A 23078-nucleotide genomic window follows, 5' to 3' on the forward strand; every position below is an offset into this window, starting at 1 on the left:
TCCCTCTCACGGCGCCTGCAGGCCGGGGTTGCCCGCCTCGATCACGTAACTCTGAATGGTCTTGACCGGCATGTCCCGGACGCTCACCCTGTCCACCGCGCGGAAGTCGACGTTCATCCGCGTCGGCGTGATCGATGTCCGGACGTAGCCGCGCAGGTTCTTGTAGAACTTCACATGCGGGTTGAGGCTCGACAGGCCGTTGTCCGTGGCGTTGCCGTCCCCGTCCGAGGAGACGGACGTGGTGACCAGTTCGGTGCCGATCACCTTGTCCTGGGTGCTGTAGTCGTTCATCAGGTTGCTGGCCCACGAGCGGTGCACGTCACCGGTCAGCACGACCGTGCTGGTGTTGCCACGCGCCTGCCAGCCGTCCTGAATCCGCTTGCGGTTGGCGGTGTAGCCGTCCCACGAGTCCATGCTCTTGGTGCCGTCCGCCTTCGCCAGCTTCTGCGCGAAGAACACCTGCTGCCCGATCAGATCCCACGTGCCCAGGCGCTGTCCCATGCCGTTGAGCAGCCAGCTCTCCTGCGCGGTGCCGGTCAGCGTCCGGGTCGGCGAGTCGGCCTCGGGGCAGAGCTTCGAGCCGTCGCCACACGCCTGGTCGTCGCGGTACTGACGGGTGTCGAGCATGTGGAACGTCGCCAGGCCGCCCCACCTCACACGGCGGTACAGCTGCATGTTCTCCCGAACCGGAGCCTGCGCCGAACGCAGCGGCATGTGCTCGAAGTACGCGCGATACGCCGCCTCACGGCGGGCACGGAAATCGCCGGCGGGCGAGGTGTCATTGCGCACGAGGTTGGCGTAGTTGTTCTCGACCTCATGGTCGTCCCACACCACAAGCCAGGGCGCGGCGGCGTGCGCGGCCTGCAGATCGACGTCCATCTTGTACAGGGCATGCCGCACGCGGTAGTTCGCGAGACTGGAGATCTCAGCGGCAGGGGAGTGGGTGCGCACCCGTGCGTTGGCCGCGCCTTCGTAGATGTAGTCGCCCAGATGCAGGATCAGGTCGGGGCGGTCTTCGGCCATTCGCCGGTACGCGGTGAAGTATCCGGTCTCGTAGTGCGAGCAGGACGCGAACAGCATCGTCAGCGCGGAACCCGAACCAGGCGCGGGCGCCGTGCGGGCACGACCGACCTGGGAGATGTGGCCGTCGGCACGGAACCGGTACCAGTACTCACGATCCGGCTGCAGGCCGGCGACCTCGACGTGCACCGTGTGGGCGGAGGCTTGGACGGCGGTCACCGAGCCGGACGCGGCCAGCTGGCTGAAGGCCTGGTCCAGGCCGACCTGCCAGTCCACGGTGACCGGGGTGTCCGGCATGCCGCCGAGCCCGTCGGCGTTGAGCGGTCTGGGGGCCAGGCGCGTCCATAACACGAATCCGTCGGCGGTGGGTTCGCCGGACGCCACACCCAGGGTGAACGGGTACGCCAAGGCGTTCGCGGTGCTCGTGCTGAGCAGCGGCGCCCCCGCGGCGGCCAGGCCACCGACGAGGAACGTCCTTCGATGCAGTCGGGTCATGAGCTTCTTCTACCTGCGCCGTGGCACTGTGCGGAAGCCGCGAACCGACTATTTGCAGGACGTTACGCCACCGGCGGCGTGTCCGTCCCGGGAAGTCCACGCTGTGTGTCTATAGTGGACTTCGGAGGGTGTCGCCGGTGGTGGGCCGGGCGGCCGCGCGCAGGCGCGGGACCGCCTCACTTACTGTAACCGAAGTCGCCCTGTCAGGTCACGCCGTGTGACCGTAGTCAGTGATATCCGGTGTGCACGCTCGGATTGGCGGGGGATCCGGGGTTACCGTGCCGGATATGACCGACCAGCCCGAGTTTCCCCCAGTCTCGACCGGTGAGGACCGTGCGATGGGCCATGCCCGGGTCGAGTTCGCCGAGATGCTGTTCGCGGAGGCCCCGGACGTCAACGCGGCCCCGCAACCGTCCTCGGAGCTGACCGCGCAGGTTCAGGCATCGGCGATGTTGGCGCTCTACTACGAGATGCGGCACGGCAACGACCTGCGGGCCGCGCACATCCGTGCCCTGGAGGCCCACCGGCTCGCCTTGGCGGAGCACGCCGACAGAGTGCCGGACGAGATGCCCGCCCTGGTCTCGGCCGGGCCCGCCGGAGAGCCCGGGCTGCCGCCCGCCCGCGAACCGATGGACTGACAGCGCACCCCGCCGGGTCAGGGATCAGTAGGGGAACGGCAGCGCGTCGACGAGCTCGTCCGGCGCGGTCAACCGCCAGGCCTCGTAGACCAGTTCGGACAGCTCGTCGGCCTCGATCCGATCGAGGTACACCACGACCCAGCCGAACCCGCCCGAGGTGAACTGCTCCTCGAACACGTCCGGCCGCTCGGCCACCAGCGCCAGCTGTTCGGAGATCGTCTGCTTCAACCCGGCGGTCCGCGTCCGCGGCCAGTAGTACCCGAACTTCTTGCCGCGCACGCTGAACGACGTCCACTTGCTGCCCTCGGCCCGCTCGACCCCGGTCAGCCGGTCGACGATCCGGTGGAACTCATCAGTGTGCACGGCCATGCCCTCAACCCCCAACAGTCCAGGCAGGCATTCTAAGGGCCGGGGACCCCTCCCGATCGGCCGTGGTTACCGTCGCCGCGCACAGGGAGAGGGTGATGTGGGTGACGCGGTGGCTGGCGATCGGACTACTGGGCTTGGGCCTGGTCGGCGCCGGGTGCACGGCGGCCGAGCAGAGCTCGCCGGCGCCGCCACCGCCACCGCCACCGCCACCGGCGAAGCGTGAGCTGGTCCGCTGGGCGGACGGCATCTGCACGCTGGGCACCGCGATCAAAGGCGTACGGTCCGCGGCGCCCCAGGCCGACACGTCCTCCGGCACCGCGACAGAGTTCCTCGGCCAGGCCTCGACGTGGGTCGGGGACGCCGAGAAGAAACTGGCGGACCTCGGCACCACGGGCCTCCCACCGGCCGACGCGTACGCCTCGACCATGAAGGACTGGCTCGGCAAGCTCAAGGAGCAGGTGAACGCCAGGCAGGCACCGGCGGTGGTGTCGACGCTGACCGAGTTCGAGCCCAAGGACGCCGAGCTGGCCGAACGCACACCGGAGTTGCGGGCGTCCTACGACGTGGCACCGAACTGCACGCCGGTCGGTCAGGCCGGGCCGCTCCGGGACCTGGTGGCATGGTCGAACGTGATGTGCGCGAGCGTGCGGACGCTGTCGGAGTTGCGCGTCGATCCTTTGGCGGATCCCGCGGTGAGCGATCCACGGTTCCAGCAGGCCGCGTGGGCGGCGTTGGGTACGTACATCACCTCGGCCGGACAGCCGTTGACCGACGTGAACTCGCAGCTCAACAACCTGAAACCGACGGGCATCGCGGAAGCCGACGCCTACCGGGACCAGACGCTCTCCGCGGTGACCGCCGCGCTCGCCAAGCTCCCGCCGCCCACCGCCGGCAGCAGCGAGTACTTCCAGCTCCCCTTCGACCAGCTGAAGGCGAAGGCCACCGAGGTCGCCGACATCGTGTCCACCGCCAAACCGAAGGAACCCGGCCTGGACGCCATCGTGGCCAAGGACAAGAACCTCGCCGAGGCGCACGCGCTCGCCCCGGCCTGTGAACGTCCACAACAGACCCCGACGACCGCCGCCGACGGAACGGACCTCGCCGCCTGCCAGGACGGCCAGTGCCAGGTGCTGATCACCGGATCGGCCGACGTGACCGCCGCCGGCTCGACGTTCAAGATCGCGGTGACGAGCTCGGGTGTCACGGTCGCGGACGCCACCGGCGCGCTGACCCTGGCGCCAGGCGGTGAAGGGTCGTTCGGGAGCGGGACCACGAAGATCACGGTCAAGCTCGTCAGCCTGACCGGGACCGACGCGATCGTGGATGTCCGCGGTTCCTGACCCCCGTGCGGGCCAGATCCGGCGCCGGCCGGCGGGCGAGGCAGAATGCGGCCATGTCTCGTCGCACGTCGATTTTCCTGACCGCCTTCGGCGTCTGGTCGTGGGTCATCTGGATCACCTTCGCCAAGAACCTGTGGGACTCCGACCGGGCGTGGGCGGCCGACGGATCGCCGACCGGGTATTTCATCGTGCACGCGGTGCTGACCGTGGTGTCGTTCGTGCTCGGTACCGTCATCGGCGTCATCGGATGGCGCGGTCTGAAAGCACGACGGCGGCAATCCGCGTGACGCGTCCCTGATCGTCAGCCATCATGTACGGCTGTGGAGTCCACCCGTGTGGATCGCTGGTTGTGGGCGGTCCGGCTGACGAAGACCCGCTCGGATGCCGCTGCGGCATGCCGAGGCGGCCACGTGCGCGTCAACGGACGCCCCGCGAAGGCCGCCACGAGCGTGACGCCCGGTGACGAGGTCCGTGCCCGCGTCGGCACCACCACGAGGGTCGTCGAGGTCGTGCGGGTGATCCAGAAACGAGTGGGCGCGCCCGACGCCGTGACCTGCTACATCGACCGCACGCCGAAGCCGCCGCCTGAGGCACTGGCCCCGGTGGCCGTCCGCGACCGTGGCACGGGCCGCCCGACCAAGCGGGACCGTCGTGTCCTGGACAAGTTCCGGACCGGCCGCGGCTGAGGTCAGCGTCCCGCACGACGAGATCCGTGCGCTCCACACGGACACCCTCGAGGTCGGCCAGGCCGCGGCACGGGACGACCCGCGGTCGCACGGATCAGGAATCCGGGACCGCGGGTCCGCTGTGGACTGTCAGGCTCCGGCGAGTTGCCAGCCGGTGAACGCCCCGCTGGGGCCGGCGGTGGTCTGGCGTCGCTCGTACAGCCGGCAATCGCCGCCGACGATCAACAGGCGCACCAGCCCCGCGTTGTCCAGCACGGCCGCGGGCCCGATCTCGCAGTAACCGCCGAGGTCCTCCCAGGTGCCGAACTGCCCGGTCGGTCCCTGCCTGCTCATGCTGATGCCGTAGTTGTCGTTGCGCGCGAACGCCAGCACGCGCGGGCTGGTACCGCCGGTCCGTACGCCGAACGCCGGGCCGACGCCGCCGTGGCCGCCGATGTGGGCCAGCCCGGACCATGTCCCCCCGGGTGTCTGCTCCCGGCTCGTGCCGATCGTTCCGTCGCCGTGCTCACGGATGATCAGTATCGCGGTGTCGTTGTTCTGCAGCACCGGACTGGGCGTGCCGACCGTCTCCACCGCGGGGAAGTTCGGGTTCACGCTCGTGCCGCCGCCCGGCGGCTGGGTCCAGTGCTTGATCCAGCCGTTGCTGTCGGCGAAGAGGTTCAGCAGCCCGGTGCTGCTGTTGATCACCGTCGGCTGGCCGATCACGTCCGGTCCGCCGCCCACGTCGTACCAGCCGTCGAACACGCTGCCGTTGGGCGTCGTCTGGAAGGCGTTGCTGATCCCCCCGGACGCGTTGAGCACGTACAGCTCAAGGCAGTTGTCGGTGTTGCGGCCGAAACACGGCACACCGAGCGCCCCGTCGGGAGCGCCGATCGAGGTCCACGCGCCGAATCCGGCACCCGGCGCGGTCTGCCTGGTGGTCTTGATGTCCCCGGCGAGCAGGTCGAGCACGGCCAGTTGGACGGTGCCGTCGGCGTTGAGTTCCATGGCGACGCCGGGCGCGAAGAGACCGGAGATCAGGGTGGCCGGAGCCGACCATGTCGCGCCGCCCGCGTTCTGCCGCCACGCGATGACGTTGTCCCCGCCGACGACGACGGCGTACAGCGCGCCTGTCCCGTCCTTGATCACGAACGGCTCGGTCACCGGGAAACGCTGGTAGTTGCGTGCCAGGTTGACGTCGAACCCGTCACCGGTCAGCGGATCGAGCGCCTTGTACTCGAAGTAGGCGGCCCGCTTGGGCTCGTACAGCGGGTTGAAGACGTTCACCGGGGAGACGCTGGTGTTGTAGCACCGGTAACGGAACAACAGGCACTGGCCAGTCGCGTCCGGACCTTCGTAGGCGCGGACCGCGAGCTGGGCGTGGTAGGTCGCGGCGATGTGGTCGATGTGGTCGGCCCAGTACCGGCCGTCCGGTGCCGGGTCCTGAATCCGGATGGTCGTCGGCTGGTACATCGTCAGCAACTCGACCAGGACGTTGTGCAGTTCCTGGCCGGTGTAGTGCTGGACCTGGGTGACCGGGCCGGGCTCCGGCACGATCGTCGGCGAGCTGAAGCCCGGGTCGTTCCACAGGTTGAGCAACGCGTCGGGGTGCAGGGCGTCGCCACCGTCCGGCAGGTTGATCCACAGCAGTTGGATGTGCTGGGCGCCGTTGAGGGTGTTGCGCTCGATGATCCGGCCGGCCACCGTCATGGTGTCGATGGCCCAGTCGCTGGGCACACCGGCCAGCGAGGCGTAGGCGTTCCTGGTTCCCTGGTGCAGCCGCGCGGAGAGCTGCTCACGGGTGAGCCCGCCTTCGGGCCATCCGTTGTTCTGGTCCGCGGTCAGGTAGATCGTCCGGACCGGCAGGCCCGCCGTGATCGCCGGTTGCAGATCGGGGTTGATGAACAGCAACTCGTCGTCGGAGTGCGCGAGGATCGTGACGTAGCTGCCGGTGCTCGGCGCCGCCAGCGCCCGGTTGCGGTCGCGCGGCCGGGTGACGTCCTTGGCCCACGACGGAGCCTTGAGGTCGACCGGAACCCGTCTGTTGTTGCCGGGTGGGTGTGGCATGTCGTTCCCCCTCTGTGTGGTCGGTAGTGCCCAGGCTAGACGCGAAGGCGTGCGGAAAGGTTGCCCCCTCGTGAGTGTTTGTCAGTGTTCTAACCCTGACAAACACTCACGAGGGGTTCACTGTCGGTCCACTGTGAACCACCCGATGGTGCGGCGGCCATCCCCGGCTGGTCGATGCCCGTCGCGGGCACCGGCTGCCAGGCTCGATCAGGTCGGACGAACCGAGCCTCGCAGAGGAGCCACCCGGATGACCACTGTCCAGTCCACCGAGGGACCGGTGCTACGCAGCGACTACCAGCGCTCCATCGCCGCGTACTGGAACAAGGAGAACGATCCGGTCAACATCAGGCTGGGCGAGATCGACGGTCTGTACCACCACCACTACGGCATCGGCGACTACGACCCGTCCGTGCTGCGGGCCGGCGACCAGGCCATCATCGCGGAGATGCACCGCCTGGAGACCGCGCAGGCGAACGTGCTGCTCGACCACCTGGGTGACATCCAGCCGGCGGACCGGTTGATGGACGCGGGGTCCGGCCGTGGCGGCACCAGTTTCATGGCCAACCAACGATTTGGCTGCCAGGTCGACGGCGTGAGCATCGCCGAGCAGCAGGTCACGTTCGCCAACGACCAAGCACGGCAACGCAAGGTGGACGACCGCGTGCGGTTCCACTTCCGCAACATGCTGGACACCGGGTTCGGCACCGGTTCGATGCGGGGCGTCTGGACCAACGAGACGACGATGTACGTCGACCTGCACGTACTGTTCCGCGAGTTCGCACGGCTGCTGGAGTACGGCGGCCGGTACGTGTGCATCACCGGGTGCTACAACGACGTGACCGGCGGGCGTTCCCGCGCGGTGAGCCAGATCGACCAGCACTACATCTGCAACATCCACCCGCGCAGCGAATACTTCAAAGCCCTGTCGGACAACGGGTTCGTGCCGATCACCGTGGTCGACCTGACCCCGGCGACGATCCCGTACTGGGAACTGCGGGCGCGGTCCTCGGTCGCGACGGGCATCGAGGACACGTTTCTCACCGCGTACAAGGAAGGCAGCTTCCACTACCTGTTGATCGCGGCCGACCGAACCTGACCACCGGGGACACCAGATGACGGATATCCTTTTCGGACCGTCCGGCCTGGGCACGTCGGCCGCGCGCATGGCGTCCCGGCGAGATCCGGCCTACGCGGAACGGCAATGGGGTGACGGAACCGCCCCGCCGTTGTACACGCCGGTCGTGGAACGCGTGAACGAACCCCTCGCCGAGGAGGTGAACCGGCGGCTGGTGACCTGGGCGGGGGAGTGCGGGTTCGACGGGGAGAACCTCGAACTGCTCGGCAGGGCCGGTTTCGGCAAACTGGCCATGCTGGCCCACCCGGATTCCGACGACCCGGACCACCTGCTGGTGGCGGCCCAGATGAACGCCGCATGGTGGGCCGCGGACGACCTCTACGCCGACGACAGCGAAATGGGCGCCGTACCAACGGAACTACCCCCTCGGCTCGCGTTGGTGATGGCGGCCATGGACCCCGTCGCACCGGCAGGGGAATTCACGGCCTCGCTGGAGGAGGCACTCCGGTCGGACCCGATCCTGGTGGCACTGCGCTCAGGCGTGGAACACATCGCCCGGCACGGTTCGGCGGCGCAGATCCAACGGGTGTGCTACTCGACGTTCGCGATGTTCGTCAGCTGGAACGCCTACGCCGCTTGGCGATACACCGGGTCGTACCCGCCGGCTTGGGAGTACCTGGCGGCGCGCCAACACGACAGCTTCTACACGTCGATGACCCTGATCGACATTGTCGGCGGCTACGAACTACCCGCGCCGATCTTCTACGACCCCCGCGTGCGCCGCGCGGCCACGCAGGCAGGCACCGCGACAGTACTGGTCAACGACCTGCACTCGGTGGCGAAGGATGCGGCTGACGAAAAACCCGTCTGCAACATGGTTCTGCAGATCGCCGCGGACCGGGACTGCTCGATCCAGGAGGCGACCGAGGCGACCGTCGAGTTGCACAACACCATCGTCCGGGACTTCGAGGCAGGCCACCGTAACCTGCGGGCCGTGCCCTCGTTGGAGCTACAGCGGTTCCTGCGCGGGCTTCGCGCCTGGATGGGCGGCGGTTTCGAGTGGCATGCGACAAATCCCCGTTACTTCAGCACATCCGGGGAACTCGGCTGAGTGATCCGAAGAACAACGAGTGCCACGGCGTACAGGGGACGCCGTGGCACTCGTTTCGCTCACCTGACTTCGGGCTGCTTCACGACGATGCTGCCGCCAGACGGGAAGCCGTCAATACGGGAGACGTACGGCTGTCGTGTCCATGGGCCCCTCTCTGTTGAGCAGGTGACTCGGCAGTAGTCGACGACGACCCGGTACTCGCCGTACTCACAGATGGCCTCTGCCCATGTGTGCCCGTCGGAGTCCGTGGCACACAACACCTCGGCCTTGGCCACTCCAGCCGTCGCGTTGCCCGCGCCGGTGAGGCTGAACGCCGCCAACGCGACCCCGGACGCCGCCAGCACTCGCTTGAATCCCCGCATGCTCGATCCTCTCCGTGATGGCCGGGTCACCCCGGCCCGGGATCGATCGTGGCAAAGATTCACGACCTGTGGCGAAAACCGGAAAGTGCTTCAGCCACAGCTGAAACCGCCTACGCAAGGGCGTGTGGCGGCTCTTGCCTTCCGCGTTCCAGTGCGAACTCGGGGTGCTGGGGCGGGAAAACGTGGTGGTGCTTCGTGGTGACTCTGACTAGCCTCTGGTGCGAATACTTACCACGTGGTAGAAATTGTGAGAGCGCTTCCACAGTCAACGATGCCAGGGGAGTCGGAGTGATGAATGTTTCCGTGCAGCTGTACTCCGTCCGTGACGAGTTCGCCGAGCAGCCCGCCGAGGTCCTCCGCCGCCTCGCGGGAATCGGGTTCACCCAGGTCGAGCCGTACGGCCTTGTCGAGCACGCGGCTGTGCTGCGGACCGGCTTGACCGAACACGGCCTCACCGCGCCGACCGCGCACGCCCGGCTGATCGAGGAGGATCCGCGGCCCGTGTTCCAGGTCGCGGCCGAATGCGGGGTCGGTGTCGTGATCGACCCCTACGTCCCGCCCGAGAAGTGGCAGACCAAGGACGACATCACCGCCACCGCCAAGGCGCTCAACCACGCCGCCGGGATCGCGCGGGAGTTCGGCGTCCGGGTCGGGTACCACAACCACTGGTGGGAGCTGGAGTCCCGGATCGACGGGCGCAGCGCGTTCGAGGTCTTCGCCGGCCAGCTCGACCCCGAGCTCGTGCTGGAGGTCGACACCTACTGGGCGACGGCGGGCGGCGAGGACGCGGCCGAACTGCTCCGGCGGCTGGGCGACCGGGTGCACGCGATCCACGTGAAGGACGGCGGCCTGGCGACCGACGCGTCCGGGCAGGTCCCGGCGGGTCAGGGCAGTGTCCCGGTCACGGACGTGCTGAAGGCGGCACCCCAGGCGCTGCGGGTGGTCGAGTTCGACCGCTACGACGGCGACATCTTCGAAGGCATCGCGGCCAGCTTCACCTACCTGAAGGATCACGAAGGATGAGCATCGGCGTCGGCATCATCGGTGCGGGTGTCATCAGCGACACCTACCTCACCAACCTCACCAGTTTCCCGGACGTGAAGGTCCTGCATGTCGCGGACATCGACACGGCACGAGCTCAGGCGCAGGCCGGCAAACACGGCGTGCCGAAGGCGGGCAACGTGGCCGATCTGCTCGCCGACCCGGACGTGGACCTCGTCGTCAACCTGACGATCCCGGCCGCGCACGCGGAGGTCGGCCTGGCCGCGCTCGACGCGGGCAAGCACGTCTGGACGGAGAAACCGCTGGCACTGGACCGGCAGACCGGCCGCAAGCTGCTCGACCGGGCCCAGGAGAAGGGCTTACGCGTCGCCTGCGCACCCGACACCGTGCTGGGTGCGGGGCTGCAGACCGCACGCCGAGCCATCGACGAAGGCCGGATCGGCAAACCGATGACGGCGCTGGCGTTGTTCCAGGTTTCCGGCCCGGAGAGCTGGCATCCCGCGCCCGAGTTCTTCTTCCAGGCGGGTGGCGGGCCCTTGCTCGACATGGGCCCGTACTACCTGACGTCGCTCGTCTCGCTGCTCGGCCCGATCAGCAAGGTCACCGGCACGGGCGGGCAGGCGCGGGCGACCAGGGTCATCGGCAGCGGCCCACGGGCCGGGACCGAGTTCGCGGTGACCGTGCCGACCACGGTCTCCGCGTTGGTGGAGTTCGCCGGGGGAGGATCGGCCCAGATCGTGCTGAGTTTCGACTCGGCGCTGCACCGGGCGGGTTTCCTCGAGCTGACCGGGACCGGCGGTGCCGCCGTGCTGCCGGACCCGAACTACTTCGACGGGCCGACCCAGCTCTACCTGCCCGGCAAGGACGAGCCGGAAGAGCTTGTCGCGCAGGGGCACGCGGCCTCACGAGGGACCGGCGCGCTCGAACTCGCGCGGGCGATCAAGGCGGGCGTGCCCGAGCGCGCGTCGGGCGAGCTGGCGTACCACGTGCTCGACGTGATGCTGTCGATCGAGGAGTCGATCGAGGCGGGCCGGTCGGTCGAGGTACGGAGCACGACCGACGTCCCGCCCGCGCTGCCCGCGGACTGGGACCCGTACGAGAAGACGTTCTAGCCGAGGGGGACGGTCAGCAGGCTTTGCAGATAGAACCGCAGCGACCCGACGAGATCGATCTCGTCGGGTGTGGTCAGCCACTGCACCTGCAGGCCGTCCTCCATCGCGATGAACGCCACCGCGGCGGCCTCGGGGTCCACGCCGGGACGCAGTTCGCCGTTCGCGGCCAGGGTCCTGAAGGTCGCCAGTGCCGACTCGCGGGCGATCCGGTAGTGCCGGATGAAGTACTCGTGCGCCGGGTGGCCGGGGGCGACGGCCTCGGCCGCCAGCCGGGCGTAGACCTCGACGATGCCGCGGTGGGCGACGTTGTACTCGGCCAGCGCGATCAGGTGCCGCAACAGGTCGATGCCCGGCGCGATGTCGAGCTTCTCCCGCTCGGTGTCCTCGGCGTCGCGGCGTTCGAGGACAGCGGCGAGCAACGCCTCCTTGGTGGGGAAGTAGTAAAGGAGACCGGCATGCGTGATCCCGGCGCGTTTGGCCACTTCACGCAGGGAGGAGCCGTTGTACCCGGCCTCGCGGTAGACCTCGATCGCGGCCGTGATGATGTCCTCACGGCGCATCCGGCCTTTCAGATAACCCCCGGTCACGGTGTCGCGGCGAGCGGTAGGGCGGCGGGCACGATGACCATCATGCCGCAAGCTGCGAGGATCATGCCCATGAGGAGTGCCCGCTGATGACACAACTCGCCCCGCCGCGTGCCCGGGCCGCCCGCGTGGCCACGTGGATCTACTTCACCCTGAACGGGTTCTGCGTCGGCCTGTGGGTCGTGCACATCCCCAACGTCGAACGCGCGACCGGGATCGCCCACAGCACGTTGGGCCTGCTGTTGCTGCTGCTCGGCGGTTCGGCGTTCGTCGGCATGCAGGTCGGTGGTGCCCTGGCCGACCGCCTTGGCCAGCGCAAACTCGTGCCGGCCGCGGGCGTGCTGATGGGATGCGCGCTGGTCGGGCCCGGTCTGGCCGACTCGTGGTGGACGCTGGGGCTGTCGCTGATCGCGTTCGGCTTCGCCAACGGCACCATCGACGTGGGGATGAACGCCCAGGCCGTGGTGGTCGAGCGGACGTATCCCCGGCCGATCATGGCTGCCTTCCACGCGATGTGGTCGATCGGTGGCGCGGCCGCGGCGCTGGCCGGAGCCGCGTTGCTGGGGGCGGGCGTACCGACGGCGGTGTCGCTGGGGACCTGCGGCGCGGCCGCCGTGGTCGTCTCGCTGGCCACCGCCCGTTTCCTGCTCGAACCCGACCACCACCACAGCGAGTCGTCGTCGGCCGAGCGGACCCCGCGGAGTGCGGCACCACGCAGGCTGGTGTGGTTCCTCGGCGGCTTGGCCTTCGCGTTGATGCTGGCCGAGGGCGTCGCGGCGGACTGGGCCGCGCTGCACTTCAAGGACATCCTCGACACCTCGGCGAGCACGGCCGCGTTCGCGTTCGGCTCGTTCTCCGTGGCGATGACGGTCGGCCGGTTCGCCACGGACCGGGTCGCCGCGATCATCGGCCCGGTCGCGATCGTCCGGTACGGCGCCGCCTTGGCCGCGGTGGGACTGACCATCGCCTCGGTGTCACCGACGGTTCCGCTCGCGCTCGTCGGCTGGACGCTGTTCGGCCTCGGCCTGTCCGGCGGCGTCCCGCAGCTGTTCACCGCGGCGGGCAATCTCGACACCAGGTCGGCGGGCACGCTGATGGCCCGCGTGGTCGGCCTGGGCTACGTCGGCATGCTCGCCGGACCCGCGCTGGTCGGCGGGCTGACACACTGGATGCCGCTGAACGTCGCCTTCGCGCTGCCGGTCGTGCTGTGCGCGCTCGCCGCGGTCTTCGCCTACGTGATGCCCAAGCCGGCACCGGTACGGGCAGGAACAAATCCGGCAGTGGATTCGCTGGACTGAGTGAGAGCGGACGAGAGGAGCGTGACGTGACCGAGGTTGCTGTGCTGGCCGGTGGTTGCTTCTGGGGGATGCAGGATCTGATCCGGCGTCAGCCAGGCGTGGTGAGCACGCGAGTGGGCTACACGGGTGGCGACGTTCCCAACGCGACGTACATGAACCACCATGGCCACGCCGAGGCGATCGAGATCGTGTACGACCCGGCGGTGACGTCGTACCGGGACGTCCTGGAGTTCTTCTTCCAGATCCACGACCCGACGACGAAGAACCGCCAGGGCAACGACGTCGGTACCAGCTACCGGTCGGCGATCTTCTACGCCACCGAGGAGCAGAAGCAGATCGCCGAGCAGACCATCGCCGACGTGGAGGCGTCCGGCCGGTGGCCGGGCAAGGTGGTCACCGAGGTCAGCCAGCTGGGTGACTTCTGGGAGGCCGAGCCGGAGCACCAGGACTACCTCGAGCGGTTCCCGAACGGTTACACCTGCCACTACGTCCGGCCTGACTGGACGTTGTCGCCGGTCAGATGACAGCCGTGGAGATCGTCGCGTTGCACGCTTCGCGCGTGCACGCGTTCGAAGGACGCCCCTCTGACGGGCCGCGGCCTGATCCCGAGCCGGTGGGCCGCTCGGTGGTGGAGGTCCGCGCCGGGAAGGGCATCGTGGGGGACAGGTTTTTCAACCACCCCGCCCACCGGAAGGGGTTGGTGACGGTCATCGCCGCCGAGTCCCTCGACGCCATCGGCGTCACGGCGTCCCCGCTGCTGACCCGCCGCAACATCGCGCTGCGCGGCTTCCCGATCGACACCCTGGCAGCCCGGCGCGGCACACCAGGTTCGCTGTTCAGCCTGGACTCGGGCGCGGGCCCGATCCGGTTCCAGGCGCACCGCCCGGCCAGTCCGTGCGTATGGATGGACGTCGTGCTCGGGCAGGGCGCGTGCCGTGGCCTGCGCGGTCACGGGGGAGTGCGGTGCGTTCCGCTTGACGACGGAGAACTGCGGGTCGGCCCGGCCGAGCTGGAAGTGCTGTCACCGACGCTGCTCTGAGATCCGGGGCGAACCCCGACCCGGCGACGCGGTCGTGACCTGGGTGAAACACCAAGCGGGCGGCCTCATCGTGAGGCCGCCCGCTCGCGCGTCTGGATCAGCCGGCCGGGGTGCACGCCTTGGTCAGCGCGGCGGCCTGGTCGGCCTTGGTCTTCAGCCAGTCGGCCGGGCCGTTGACCAGGTCGGTGACCGTGGTCTCCTTCATCGTGGTGGCCAGGTCGGTCAGCGCCTTGTCGACGTTGGTGTCGGTGGCCTTGGCCGCGAGGTCCTCCAGCTTCTTGCCGGCGTCCTGCGCGCCCTGGACCGCGGCCTCGGGATTGGCGGTGTCCGGGTTGAACGAGGCGATCTTGAGCGCCTCGAGACAGACCTGGGCGGTGGAAGCGGCATTGCTCACGCCCTCGGCGGTCTGCTGCGCCTCCTGCAGCGTGTCGCAGGCGGTCAGGGCGACGACCAGCGCACCGCCCCCGAAGATGCCTGCCAGCAACCGCTTGGTAGAACGCATGCGAATCCCTTCCGGTTCTTCGACGAACCGAAGGTCTCCCCAACCACAGCGACGTGTGGCGCCGAGACCGGGTCGCCACAGGGGACGCCGTACTGACGAATCTCGACCGGGTGGGTACTCCCCTCCGTAAAGCCCACTTTACCAAAGCGGCCGGCGCCCCCGGGCAGCGCCCGATCTTGTTCAGTCGGAGGGGTGACGGGGAGCTAACCGGTGGTGCTCTCGCGCACCTCGAGGGTGAACGGGATCTGCACGTCCTGGACAGGACTCGAGTCGCCGTTGGACCGTTCGTGTATGAGGTTCACCGCTGCCTTGGCCAGTGCCGCCTTGTCCGGGGCGATGGTCGTCAGGGACGGCAGGCTGTACTTGCTGTGCTCGGTGTTGTCGAAGCCGACCACCGCGATGTCCTGTGGCACATGGTATCCGCGTTCGGCCGCGGCTCGGACGGCACCGTGGGCCAGCATGTCGTTGAAGCAGAACACCGCGTCCGGCGCTTCGGGCAGAGCCAGCAGGCGGGCCATCGCCTCGGCGCCGTCGCGGTGGTGGTAGCGCACGGCAGGGGCGACGTACTCGGGTGGGCAGGTCAGGCCGACCTCGTTCAGCGCGTCGTGATATCCGGCGAGACGCTGGGTGGCCGTGCCACGGTCGGGGTTCTGGCCGATCACCGCGATCCGGTTGCGGCCCATCGAGATCAGGTGCCGCACGGCGATCCGTGCGGCCTGTACGTTGTCGATCCCGACGTGGTCGATCGGGACGTCCAGCGCGTGTTCGCCGAGCAACACCATCGGCACGCCGGTGGGGTTGTGGGTGAGGTCGTCGGTGAGCAGTGCCTCCGGGCTGATGATGGCGCCGTCGACCATGTGCGGCCCCAGTGACGCGAGCGTGGCCACCTCGGGGTCGCGCATGCCCTGGGTCTGCTCGATCAGCACGCTCCAGTCGTGCGTGTGCGCCGCGGTGATCACGCCGCCCGCGAGTTCGCCGAAGTACGGGATGCTCAGCTCGGGGACCATCAGCGCGATGAAACCGGTCCGGCCGCGGCGCAGGTTGCGGGCGCCGACGTTGGGCTTGTAGCCGGTCGCGGCCAGTGCCTCGCGGACTTTCCGCTCGTTCTCCGGCTTCACAAAGGAGTAGCCGTTCACCACGTTGGACACCGTTTTGACTGACACACCGGCCAGTTCGGCCACGTCCTTCAGTGTTGCCACGGGGTTGAGAGTATCAAGATCCGGCGTATTTACAACGTTGTACCAACGATGTAACGTGCTCGCCGAGCGTGTTCGCCCTGTCTCGACGAGGAGTCAGCACATGACCGCCGCGAGTCCATCCCGTCCAGTCCACTTAGGCCGGATCGTCGGTGCCAGCCTGTGCGGCTTCGCCCTGATCCTGGCCGGATGCGCCAAGTCCGAGGAGACGGCCGCACCGCCCGCCCAGGGCACCGGGGGCGCGCAGGCCCCGGTCGCGTCCACCGCCGACGGCCCGACCTGCACGATCACCCAGTACGGCGGCACCCAGCTCGACCTGAAGTCCGCCATCGTCGGTTTTTCCCAGTCCGAGAAGGAAGCCAACCCGTTCCGGATCGCCGAGACCCAGTCGATCAAGGACGAGGCCGCGAAGGCCGGCGTCAAGCAGCTGCTGACCACGAACGCGAACTCGCAGCTGAGCAAGCAGATCTCGGACATCCAGGACATGATCAACAAGGGTGCGCAGGCGTTGATCGTGGCGCCGCTGAACTCCGACGGCCTCGAACCGGCGCTGTCGGCCGCGCGTGCCAAGAACATCCCGGTGCTCACCATCGACCGCAAGGTCAACGCCGCGGCCTGCAAGGACTACGTCTCCTTCCTCGGCTCGAACTTCGTCGAGCAGGGCAAGCGGGCCGCCCAGCAGATGGCCAAGGCCCTGAACAACAAGGGCAAGGTCGCGATCCTGCTCGGCGCGTCGGGCAACAACGTGACCACCGACCGGACCAACGGGTTCGTCGACGAGCTCAAGGCGTCCGCGCCGGAGATCCAGGTGGTCGCCCAGCAGACCGGTGACTTCGCCAGGGACAAGGGCCAGCAGGTGATGGAGCAGATCATCCAGGCCCAGCCGGACATCAACGGTGTCTACGCGGAGAACGACGAAATGGCGCTCGGCGCGCTGGTCGCGCTGCGCAGCGCGAACAAGAAACCCGGCACCGACATCCATGTCGTGTCCATCGACGGCACCCGCAACGCGGTCCAGAAGGTGACCGAAGGCGAGCTGTACGCGGTCGTCGAGTCCAACCCGCGCTTCGGCCCGCTGGCGTTCCAGACGCTCCAGTCGTTCCTGAGTGGACAGCCGGTCCAGCAGAACGTGGTGATCAGCGACAAGCTGTACACCAAGGACAACGCCACTGCCGAACTGGGCAACTCCTACTGATGACAGCCGAGGCCGTGCTCGACGCACGCGGGATCGGCAAGCGGTTCCCCGGTGTGGTCGCGCTGTCCGAAGTGGACCTCACGTTGCCGCCAGGTGAGGTGCACGCGCTGGTCGGTGAGAACGGCGCGGGCAAGTCGACCTTGATCAAGGTGTTGACCGGCGTGTACGCGCCGGACAGCGGGGAGTTGTCCTACCGCGGTTCGCCTGTCCGGTTCAGCCGGCCGCTGGACGCGCAGGAGGCCGGGATCAGCACGGTGTACCAGGAGATCAACCTGGTGCCGCTGATGTCGGTGGCCAGCAACCTGTTCCTCGGCCGGGAACCACGCAACCGGTTCGGGCTGCTGGACTTCAGGGCGATGAACACGGCCGCGGCCAAGCTCCTGGAGTCGTACGGCGTGCACGTCGACGTCACCAGACCACTGCGGACGTTGGGCGCGGGAGTGCGTCAGATGGTGGCCGTCGCGCGTGCGGCGGCCAGCCACGCCCGCGTGGTGATCCTGGACGAACCCACTTCGTCGCTGGAACCCCGGGAAGTGGACACCCTGTTCGAGATCATCAACCGGGTGCGTGCCGAGGGTGCCGCGGTGCTGTACGTCAGCCATCGGCTCGACGAGCTCTACCGCATCTGCGACACGGTGACGGTCCTGCGGGACGGGCGCAAAGTCCACAATGGTCCGCTGAAGGAGCTGTCGAGGTTGCAGCTGGTCGCGCTGATGCTCGGCCGTGACCTCGAACAGATCCAGCGCGAGGGCACGACCAAGTTCGACTCGGCGCCGGCCGAGGCACTGGAGACGCCGGTCCTGGCGGCTCGGGGCCTGACCAGCCAGCATCGCCTGCACGGAGTCGATGTGACCGTCCGGCCCGGCGAGATCGTCGGGCTGGGCGGCCTGCTCGGTGCCGGGCGGAGCGAGACCGTCCGGGCGATCGCGGGCTCCCTGCCCGTCGATTCCGGGGCGGTCACCGTCGCAGGCAAGCCGGTGCGATCCGGCTCGGTCGCCGCGGCGATGCGGGCGGGCGTGGTCATGTTGCCCGAGGACCGCAAGTCGGACGGCGTACTGCCGGACCTGTCGGTACGGGAGAACATCGTGCTGGCGGCGTTGCCCCGGCTGTCGGCCGGGGGCCTGGTGTCCCGCAGGCGCCAGGACGCCATTGTGGACACGTTCATGAAACGCCTGCGGATCAAGGCATCCAGCCCCGACCAGAAGGTGGGCGAGCTGTCCGGCGGCAACCAGCAGAAGGTGTTGCTGGCCCGGTTGCTGTGCCGGGAGCCGAAGGTGCTGCTGCTCGACGAACCGACGCGGGGCATCGACGTCGGCGCGAAGGCGGAGGTGCAGGCGCTGGTGGGGGAGCTGGCCGCGGAAGGGCTGGGCGTCGTGCTGATCTCCTCGGAGTTCGAGGAGGTCGTCGAAGGCTCGGACTCGATCGTGGTGCTCAGGGAAGGCCGTGTGGTGGCCGAGTTGCGAGGTGCGGACGTGACCGAGCAGAAGCTGATCGCGGCGCTGGCGGACGGCGGCGGCCATGGCTGAGACAACCGTCACCCAGCCACCAGCCACCCGAAGACTCCGCGACTACGGCGTCTACGCCGCCCTTGGCATCCTTGTCCTCTACAACCTCGCCTTCACCGAGAACTTCGCCACCCTGGCCAACCTCAACACCCAGCTCGTCCAGGTCACGCCGATCCTGATCGCCGCACTCGGCATGGCACTGGTCATCGGCACCGAGGGTGTCGACCTGTCGGTCGGCTCGGTGATGGCGCTGTCGGCGGCGTTGCTGCCGCTCTACCTCGGTTACGGCCTGATGCCCGCCATCCTCGTCGCCCTCCTGGGCGGCGCGTTGTGCGGGATCTTCAGTGGCACGCTCGTCGCTGTGGTCGGCATCCAGCCGATCGTGGCCACGCTGGCGCTGTTGGTCGGCGGCCGGGGGCTGGCGCTGGTGCTCGCGGACGGACGGTTGAAGGACATCCGCAACCCGATGTTGCTGGAGCTCGGTTCGGGCAGTGTGCTCGGGATTCCGATCGTGGTGCTGATCGCCGCGTGCCTGACGCTGGTGGTCGGTTTCCTGGTGCGGTACACCACGTTCGGGCGGCAGTTGGTCGCCGTCGGCGGCAACCGGTCGGCCAGTGTGCTCGCCGGTCTGCCGGTCCGGCGGACCCTGATCGTCACGTACGTCATCAGCGGTGTGCTCGCGGCGGTCGCCGGGATCGTGGCGACCGCACGGCTCACCGCGTCCGATCCGTCCGCGATCGGGCAGCTGGCCGAGTTGTCCGCGATCACGGCCGTGGTGGTCGGCGGGACACCGCTGAACGGCGGCCGGGTCAGGATTCTCGGCACGGTCGCGGGTGCGCTGCTGATGCAGCTGATCTCGGCGACGTTGATCAAACACAACCTGCCGAGTTCGGCAGCGCTCGTCGTGCAGGCGGCGATCATCGTGGTCGCGGTGCTGTTGCAGCGGCCTCGCCTGGGAGGTGGGGGATGACTGCCGTGACGGAGAAAACGGCGGTGGTGGCCGCGGACAAAGGCATGACCAAGCGGGAGTGGATCGCCGGTCTCGTGCAACGGCGGGGTTCGCTGGTCGTGCTGGCGTTGATCGTGATCGTGTCCACGGTCGCGTTCGACTCGTTCGCGACCGTGGACAACGCCCGGAACATCGCCATGCAGAGCTCGTTCCTGGCGATCGTCGCACTGGGCATGACGTTCGTGATCATCTCGGGCGGGATCGACCTGTCGGTCGGGTCGGTGTACGCGCTCGGCGGTGTGCTCGCGGCGTTGGGAATCCAGTGGGGCAGCCTGACCGGCATCCTGCTGCCGCTGGTCGTCTGCGGCGGGATCGGCATGCTGAACGGCGCGCTGGTCGCATATGGACGGTTGGCGCCGTTCATCGTCACACTGGCCACTTTGCTCGGTGCCCGCGGGCTCCTGCTCGCGATCACCGACGAAGGCTCGAACACCCGGGTGATGCCGCGGGACGCGTTGCTGACCCAGCTCGGGCAAGGCACGCTGCTGGGTGTCGGTTATCCGGTGTGGATCGCCGTCGTCCTGTTCGCTGTGGGCGCGGTCATGTTGCAGCGCACCAGGTTCGGCCATTCGGTCCTCGCGATCGGAGGCAGCGTCGAAGCCGCGCGGCTGATGGGGCTGCCGGTCGCCAGGCGCACGATGTGGCTGTACACCGGCAGCGGTCTGCTGGCCGGCCTGGCCGGCGCGTTGGCCGCGGCGTACTCCGCTTCGGGCGTCACGATCGTGGGTGTCGGGTTCGAACTCGACGCCATCGCCGCCGTGGTGATCGGCGGAACCCTGCTCACCGGTGGCGCCGGCACTGTCGGCGGGACGCTGGCCGGCGTGTTGCTGCTGATGGTGATCCAGAACGTGATCAACCAGATCGGCACGTTGTCGTCGCATTACCAGTCGGTGGTCAGTGGTGCGTTCCTGGCCGCCGTAGTGGCCATCCAGGCCTACCTGAGCCGTGCTCATCTTGGCAGGGAGCGCGGTACGTGAGATAAACCGGAGGTTGCCGCCTGTGTTGAGAACCTCGATCCTGCTCACCGCTCTGTTATGGAGCCTCGTCGCGGTCCCCGCTTCGGCGGAACCGACGTGGAAGCCCGGAAAACCACCGCTGACCACCCCATGGACCAACCAGGTCGGTCCGGACAACGCTCTGCCCGAATACCCGCGTCCCCAGCTGACCAGGGACAAGTGGCGCAACCTCAACGGCGTGTGGGAGTTCGCGGCCGCCACGCAAGGAGAGGCCCCGCCGATCGGCAAGTCCTTGGCCGAACGGGTCCTGGTGCCGTACCCGATCGAATCCGCGCTGTCCGGAATCCAGCGCCGTGAGGACCGGATGTGGTACCGGCGCACGTTCACGGTGCCGGACAACTGGCGCGGCGACCGGGTGAAGCTGCACTTCGGCGCGGTCGACTACGACTCCGTGATCTGGGTGAACGGCCGCCAGGTCGGCACCCACCGCGGCGGGTTCGACGCGTTCAGCCTGGACATCACCGACGCGCTGACCAGGCGCGGCCCGCAGGAAGTGATCGTCGGCGTGACGGACCTGACCGACGCGACCTGGCAGCCGGTCGGCAAGCAGCGCAACGTGCCCGACCGTGGCATCTTCTACACGTCCAGTTCCGGCATCTGGCAGACCGTCTGGCTGGAACCGGTCAGCAGCAGCAACATCACGCAGCTGGACCAGACACCGAACCTCAAGGACTCGACCCTGCGGCTGACCGCGCGGGTCGAAGGTGACACGTCCGGGCTGATGGTCGAAGCTGTCGCCTACGACCGCCACAGGCCGGTGGGCCGGGTGACCGGTGCGCCCAACACCGAGCTGAAGCTGCCCGTGCCCAACCCGAAGCTGTGGTCACCGGATTCGCCGCACCTCTACGACCTGAAGGTCAAGCTCGTCAAGCGGCACCGTACCGTCGACGAGGTCGGCTCGTACTTCGGGATGCGCGAGATCGGCATGGCACCCGGTGCCGACGGCAAACTCAGGATGACGCTCAACGGCAAGATCGTGTTCCAGATGTCCACTCTGGACCAGGGCTTCTGGCCGGACGGCATCCACACCGCGCCGACCGACGCGGCGCTGCGGTTCGACCTCGAACAGCACAAGGTGCTCGGGTTCAACACGGTCCGCAAGCACATCAAGGTGGAACCCGACCGGTGGTACTACCACGCCGACAAGCTCGGACTGCTGGTGTGGCAGGACATGCCCGCGATGAAGACGTCCGGCGAGCTGCCGCCGGTGGACGCCCAGCAGCAGTTCGAACGCGAGCTGCACACGATGGTGGACAAGCACAAGAGCTTCACCTCGGTGGTCGTGTGGGTGCCGTTCAACGAAGGCTGGGGCGAATGGGACCGCACCGCGACCGGCCGGATCGCCGACGACGTCAAGAAGCAGGACCCGAGCAGGCTGGTGAACGCCCACAGTGGCGTGAACTGCTGCGCGTCCAAGGGTGACTCCGGTCGCGGCGACATCCTCGACTACCACGCCTATGTCGGACCGGCCGCTCCGTCGCCGACCGCCACCCGCGCCGCCGCGGACGGCGAGCACGGAGGCTTCGGCCTTGAGGTCGAGAACCACATGTGGTTCGGCGAGGGCCACGCCTACGAGATGACGCCGGACACGGCCACGCTGACCCGCAGGTATGTGGAGAACCAGCGCGACGTGCTGAACGCCGCGCAGAAGTGCGGGATCAGTGCCGCGATCTACACCCAGATCACCGACGTCGAGCACGAGGTCAACGGGTTCTTCACCTACGACAGGCAGGTCCGCAAGATGGACTTCGGCCAGGTGAAGGCGATCAACGAGGAAATCATCGAGAAGGCCGACGGAACCGGCAGCGGCCCGCAGCCCGGTCCCGGAACGCCGGGCGCGGACGGGATCACGTACTACCCGTTCAGCGAAGGAACGGGCACGGTCACCGCGGACGAGGTCGGCACCAGGGACGCGACTCTGCAGAACGCCACCTGGACCGAAGGACACCCCGGTTCGGCCGTGCAGTTCAACGGCTCCACCTCCGTGGTGGACACGGGCGCGAGCATCCTCGACACCGCGGGCAACTACAGCGCGGCGGCGTGGGTGAAGCTCGACAGCCTCGGCGGGTTCGCCACCGCGGTGAGCCAGGACGGGCCGTCGAACAGCGCGTTCTTCCTGCAGTACTCGGGCGCCGACAACAGGTTCGCGTTCAGCTTCGCCGGTGTCCGTGCGCTCGCGCCGGTCGCTCCGGAGCCGGGACGTTGGTACCACATCGCCGGCGTGCGGGACGTCAAGGCGGGGTCGTTGACCCTGTACGTGGACGGACAGCCGGCCGCCACGGCGTACTCGTGTGACGGCGGGCCGGGCGCGGGCAACACCGTGATCGGCCGGGCGAAGTTCAACGGCGGCCCGGTGGACTTCTGGCGTGGTGCGATCGACCAGGTCCACCTGTACGACCGGGCCCTGCCTGCCGCCGAGGTGGCCCAGTTGTACGCGTCAGGCCGGTAGCAGTCCCCAGCCACCCTCGTGAGTGTTTG

At 68.4% G+C, this 23078-nt stretch carries 23 protein-coding genes; 16 read left to right on the top strand and 7 right to left on the bottom strand.

Annotation, left to right across the window (positions count from 1 at the left end):
* Positions 1-6: 6 nt before the first annotated feature.
* Positions 7-1515, bottom strand: a complete 1509-nt coding sequence (locus GC106_RS12975; protein ID WP_173128980.1) for an alkaline phosphatase D family protein — start codon at positions 1513-1515, stop codon at positions 7-9.
* 287 nt (positions 1516-1802) lie between these two features.
* On the opposite strand from GC106_RS12975, the gene GC106_RS12980 reads away from it, so the two are divergent.
* Entirely contained in the window at positions 1803-2153 is a 351-nt protein-coding gene (locus GC106_RS12980; protein WP_173128982.1) for a hypothetical protein, read from the top strand.
* Between the two features lie 24 nt (positions 2154-2177).
* Here the strand turns inward: GC106_RS12980 and GC106_RS12985 are convergent, their stop codons facing one another.
* Complete coding sequence (locus GC106_RS12985) at positions 2178-2522, bottom strand: MmcQ/YjbR family DNA-binding protein (RefSeq protein ID WP_173128985.1); 345 nt, start codon at positions 2520-2522, stop codon at positions 2178-2180.
* 101 nt (positions 2523-2623) lie between these two features.
* On the opposite strand from GC106_RS12985, the gene GC106_RS12990 reads away from it, so the two are divergent.
* Genes GC106_RS12990 through GC106_RS13000 form a run of 3 tightly spaced genes read left to right on the top strand, consistent with a single transcriptional unit; the run spans position 2624 to position 4548 of the window.
* Complete coding sequence (locus GC106_RS12990) at positions 2624-3862, top strand: hypothetical protein (RefSeq protein WP_173128987.1); 1239 nt, start codon at positions 2624-2626, stop codon at positions 3860-3862.
* 53 nt (positions 3863-3915) lie between these two features.
* On the top strand, positions 3916-4149 hold the full coding sequence (locus GC106_RS12995) for an SCO4848 family membrane protein (RefSeq protein WP_173128990.1): 234 nt from the start codon (positions 3916-3918) through the stop codon (positions 4147-4149).
* A gap of 33 nt (positions 4150-4182) precedes the next feature.
* Complete coding sequence (locus GC106_RS13000; protein WP_173128994.1) at positions 4183-4548, top strand: Hsp15 family ribosome-associated heat shock protein; 366 nt, start codon at positions 4183-4185, stop codon at positions 4546-4548.
* Positions 4549-4677: 129 nt separating this feature from the next.
* Here the strand turns inward: GC106_RS13000 and GC106_RS13005 are convergent, their stop codons facing one another.
* Positions 4678-6594: a DUF8189 domain-containing protein gene (locus GC106_RS13005; protein ID WP_173128997.1), complete on the bottom strand. Its 1917-nt coding sequence runs from the start codon at positions 6592-6594 to the stop codon at positions 4678-4680.
* Positions 6595-6841: 247 nt separating this feature from the next.
* On the opposite strand from GC106_RS13005, the gene GC106_RS13010 reads away from it, so the two are divergent.
* On the top strand, positions 6842-7690 hold the full coding sequence (locus GC106_RS13010) for a geranyl diphosphate 2-C-methyltransferase (protein ID WP_173129000.1): 849 nt from the start codon (positions 6842-6844) through the stop codon (positions 7688-7690).
* Between the two features lie 16 nt (positions 7691-7706).
* Positions 7707-8780, top strand: a complete 1074-nt coding sequence (locus GC106_RS13015) for a family 2 encapsulin nanocompartment cargo protein terpene cyclase (RefSeq protein ID WP_173129004.1) — start codon at positions 7707-7709, stop codon at positions 8778-8780.
* Positions 8781-8839: 59 nt separating this feature from the next.
* Here GC106_RS13015 and GC106_RS13020 read toward each other — a convergent pair whose 3' ends face one another.
* On the bottom strand, positions 8840-9142 hold the full coding sequence (locus GC106_RS13020; RefSeq protein WP_173129007.1) for a hypothetical protein: 303 nt from the start codon (positions 9140-9142) through the stop codon (positions 8840-8842).
* Positions 9143-9433: 291 nt separating this feature from the next.
* Between GC106_RS13020 and GC106_RS13025 the strand changes: the two genes are divergently transcribed.
* Together GC106_RS13025 and GC106_RS13030 are read left to right on the top strand one after the other, a co-directional pair.
* Positions 9434-10165, top strand: coding sequence for a sugar phosphate isomerase/epimerase family protein (locus tag GC106_RS13025; protein WP_173129010.1), 732 nt, complete (start codon positions 9434-9436; stop codon positions 10163-10165).
* Positions 10162-11256, top strand: a complete 1095-nt coding sequence (locus GC106_RS13030; protein WP_173129012.1) for a Gfo/Idh/MocA family protein — start codon at positions 10162-10164, stop codon at positions 11254-11256. Before GC106_RS13025 ends, GC106_RS13030 begins: the two co-directional genes overlap by 4 nt.
* Here GC106_RS13030 and GC106_RS13035 read toward each other — a convergent pair.
* Positions 11253-11816: a TetR/AcrR family transcriptional regulator gene (locus tag GC106_RS13035; RefSeq protein WP_217280458.1), complete on the bottom strand. Its 564-nt coding sequence runs from the start codon at positions 11814-11816 to the stop codon at positions 11253-11255. The genes GC106_RS13030 and GC106_RS13035 overlap by 4 nt on opposite strands.
* Positions 11817-11929: 113 nt before the next feature.
* On the opposite strand from GC106_RS13035, the gene GC106_RS13040 reads away from it, so the two are divergent.
* The 3 genes from GC106_RS13040 to GC106_RS13050 are packed head-to-tail and all read left to right on the top strand — an operon-like array spanning position 11930 to position 14177.
* Positions 11930-13138 (top strand): MFS transporter, encoded by a 1209-nt coding sequence (locus GC106_RS13040; protein WP_173129015.1) that lies wholly within the window; start codon positions 11930-11932, stop codon positions 13136-13138.
* 26 nt (positions 13139-13164) lie between these two features.
* Positions 13165-13662, top strand: a complete 498-nt coding sequence (gene msrA / locus GC106_RS13045; protein ID WP_173129018.1) for a peptide-methionine (S)-S-oxide reductase MsrA — start codon at positions 13165-13167, stop codon at positions 13660-13662.
* Positions 13659-14177: a molybdenum cofactor biosysynthesis protein gene (locus GC106_RS13050; RefSeq protein ID WP_173129021.1), complete on the top strand. Its 519-nt coding sequence runs from the start codon at positions 13659-13661 to the stop codon at positions 14175-14177. The genes msrA and GC106_RS13050 overlap by 4 nt, the downstream gene beginning before the upstream one ends.
* Positions 14178-14274: 97 nt before the next feature.
* Here GC106_RS13050 and GC106_RS13055 read toward each other — a convergent pair whose 3' ends face one another.
* On the bottom strand, positions 14275-14679 hold the full coding sequence (locus tag GC106_RS13055) for a bacteriophage spanin2 family protein (protein WP_173129024.1): 405 nt from the start codon (positions 14677-14679) through the stop codon (positions 14275-14277).
* 203 nt (positions 14680-14882) lie between these two features.
* Positions 14883-15878 carry a LacI family DNA-binding transcriptional regulator gene (locus tag GC106_RS13060; protein WP_173129026.1) on the bottom strand — a complete coding sequence of 332 codons (996 nt, stop codon included), beginning with the start codon at positions 15876-15878 and terminating at the stop codon, positions 14883-14885.
* Positions 15879-15978: 100 nt separating this feature from the next.
* Between GC106_RS13060 and GC106_RS13065 the strand changes: the two genes are divergently transcribed.
* Genes GC106_RS13065 through GC106_RS13085 form a run of 5 tightly spaced genes read left to right on the top strand, consistent with a single transcriptional unit; the run spans position 15979 to position 23049 of the window.
* On the top strand, positions 15979-17070 hold the full coding sequence (locus GC106_RS13065) for an ABC transporter substrate-binding protein (RefSeq protein ID WP_173129029.1): 1092 nt from the start codon (positions 15979-15981) through the stop codon (positions 17068-17070).
* Entirely contained in the window at positions 17070-18596 is a 1527-nt protein-coding gene (locus tag GC106_RS13070) for a sugar ABC transporter ATP-binding protein (RefSeq protein WP_173129032.1), read from the top strand. The genes GC106_RS13065 and GC106_RS13070 overlap by 1 nt, the downstream gene beginning before the upstream one ends.
* A complete protein-coding gene (locus tag GC106_RS13075; protein WP_173129035.1) occupies positions 18589-19545 on the top strand; it encodes an ABC transporter permease in 957 nt (318 codons plus the stop codon). The genes GC106_RS13070 and GC106_RS13075 overlap by 8 nt, the downstream gene beginning before the upstream one ends.
* Before the next feature lie 44 nt (positions 19546-19589).
* Complete coding sequence (locus tag GC106_RS13080) at positions 19590-20561, top strand: ABC transporter permease (RefSeq protein ID WP_217280493.1); 972 nt, start codon at positions 19590-19592, stop codon at positions 20559-20561.
* Positions 20562-20583: 22 nt separating this feature from the next.
* Positions 20584-23049, top strand: a complete 2466-nt coding sequence (locus tag GC106_RS13085; protein WP_312872622.1) for a LamG-like jellyroll fold domain-containing protein — start codon at positions 20584-20586, stop codon at positions 23047-23049.
* Positions 23050-23078 lie beyond the last annotated feature (29 nt).

It is taken from the genome of Kibdelosporangium persicum (assembly GCF_013280595.1).
Lineage (GTDB): Bacteria > Actinomycetota > Actinomycetes > Mycobacteriales > Pseudonocardiaceae > Kibdelosporangium > Kibdelosporangium persicum.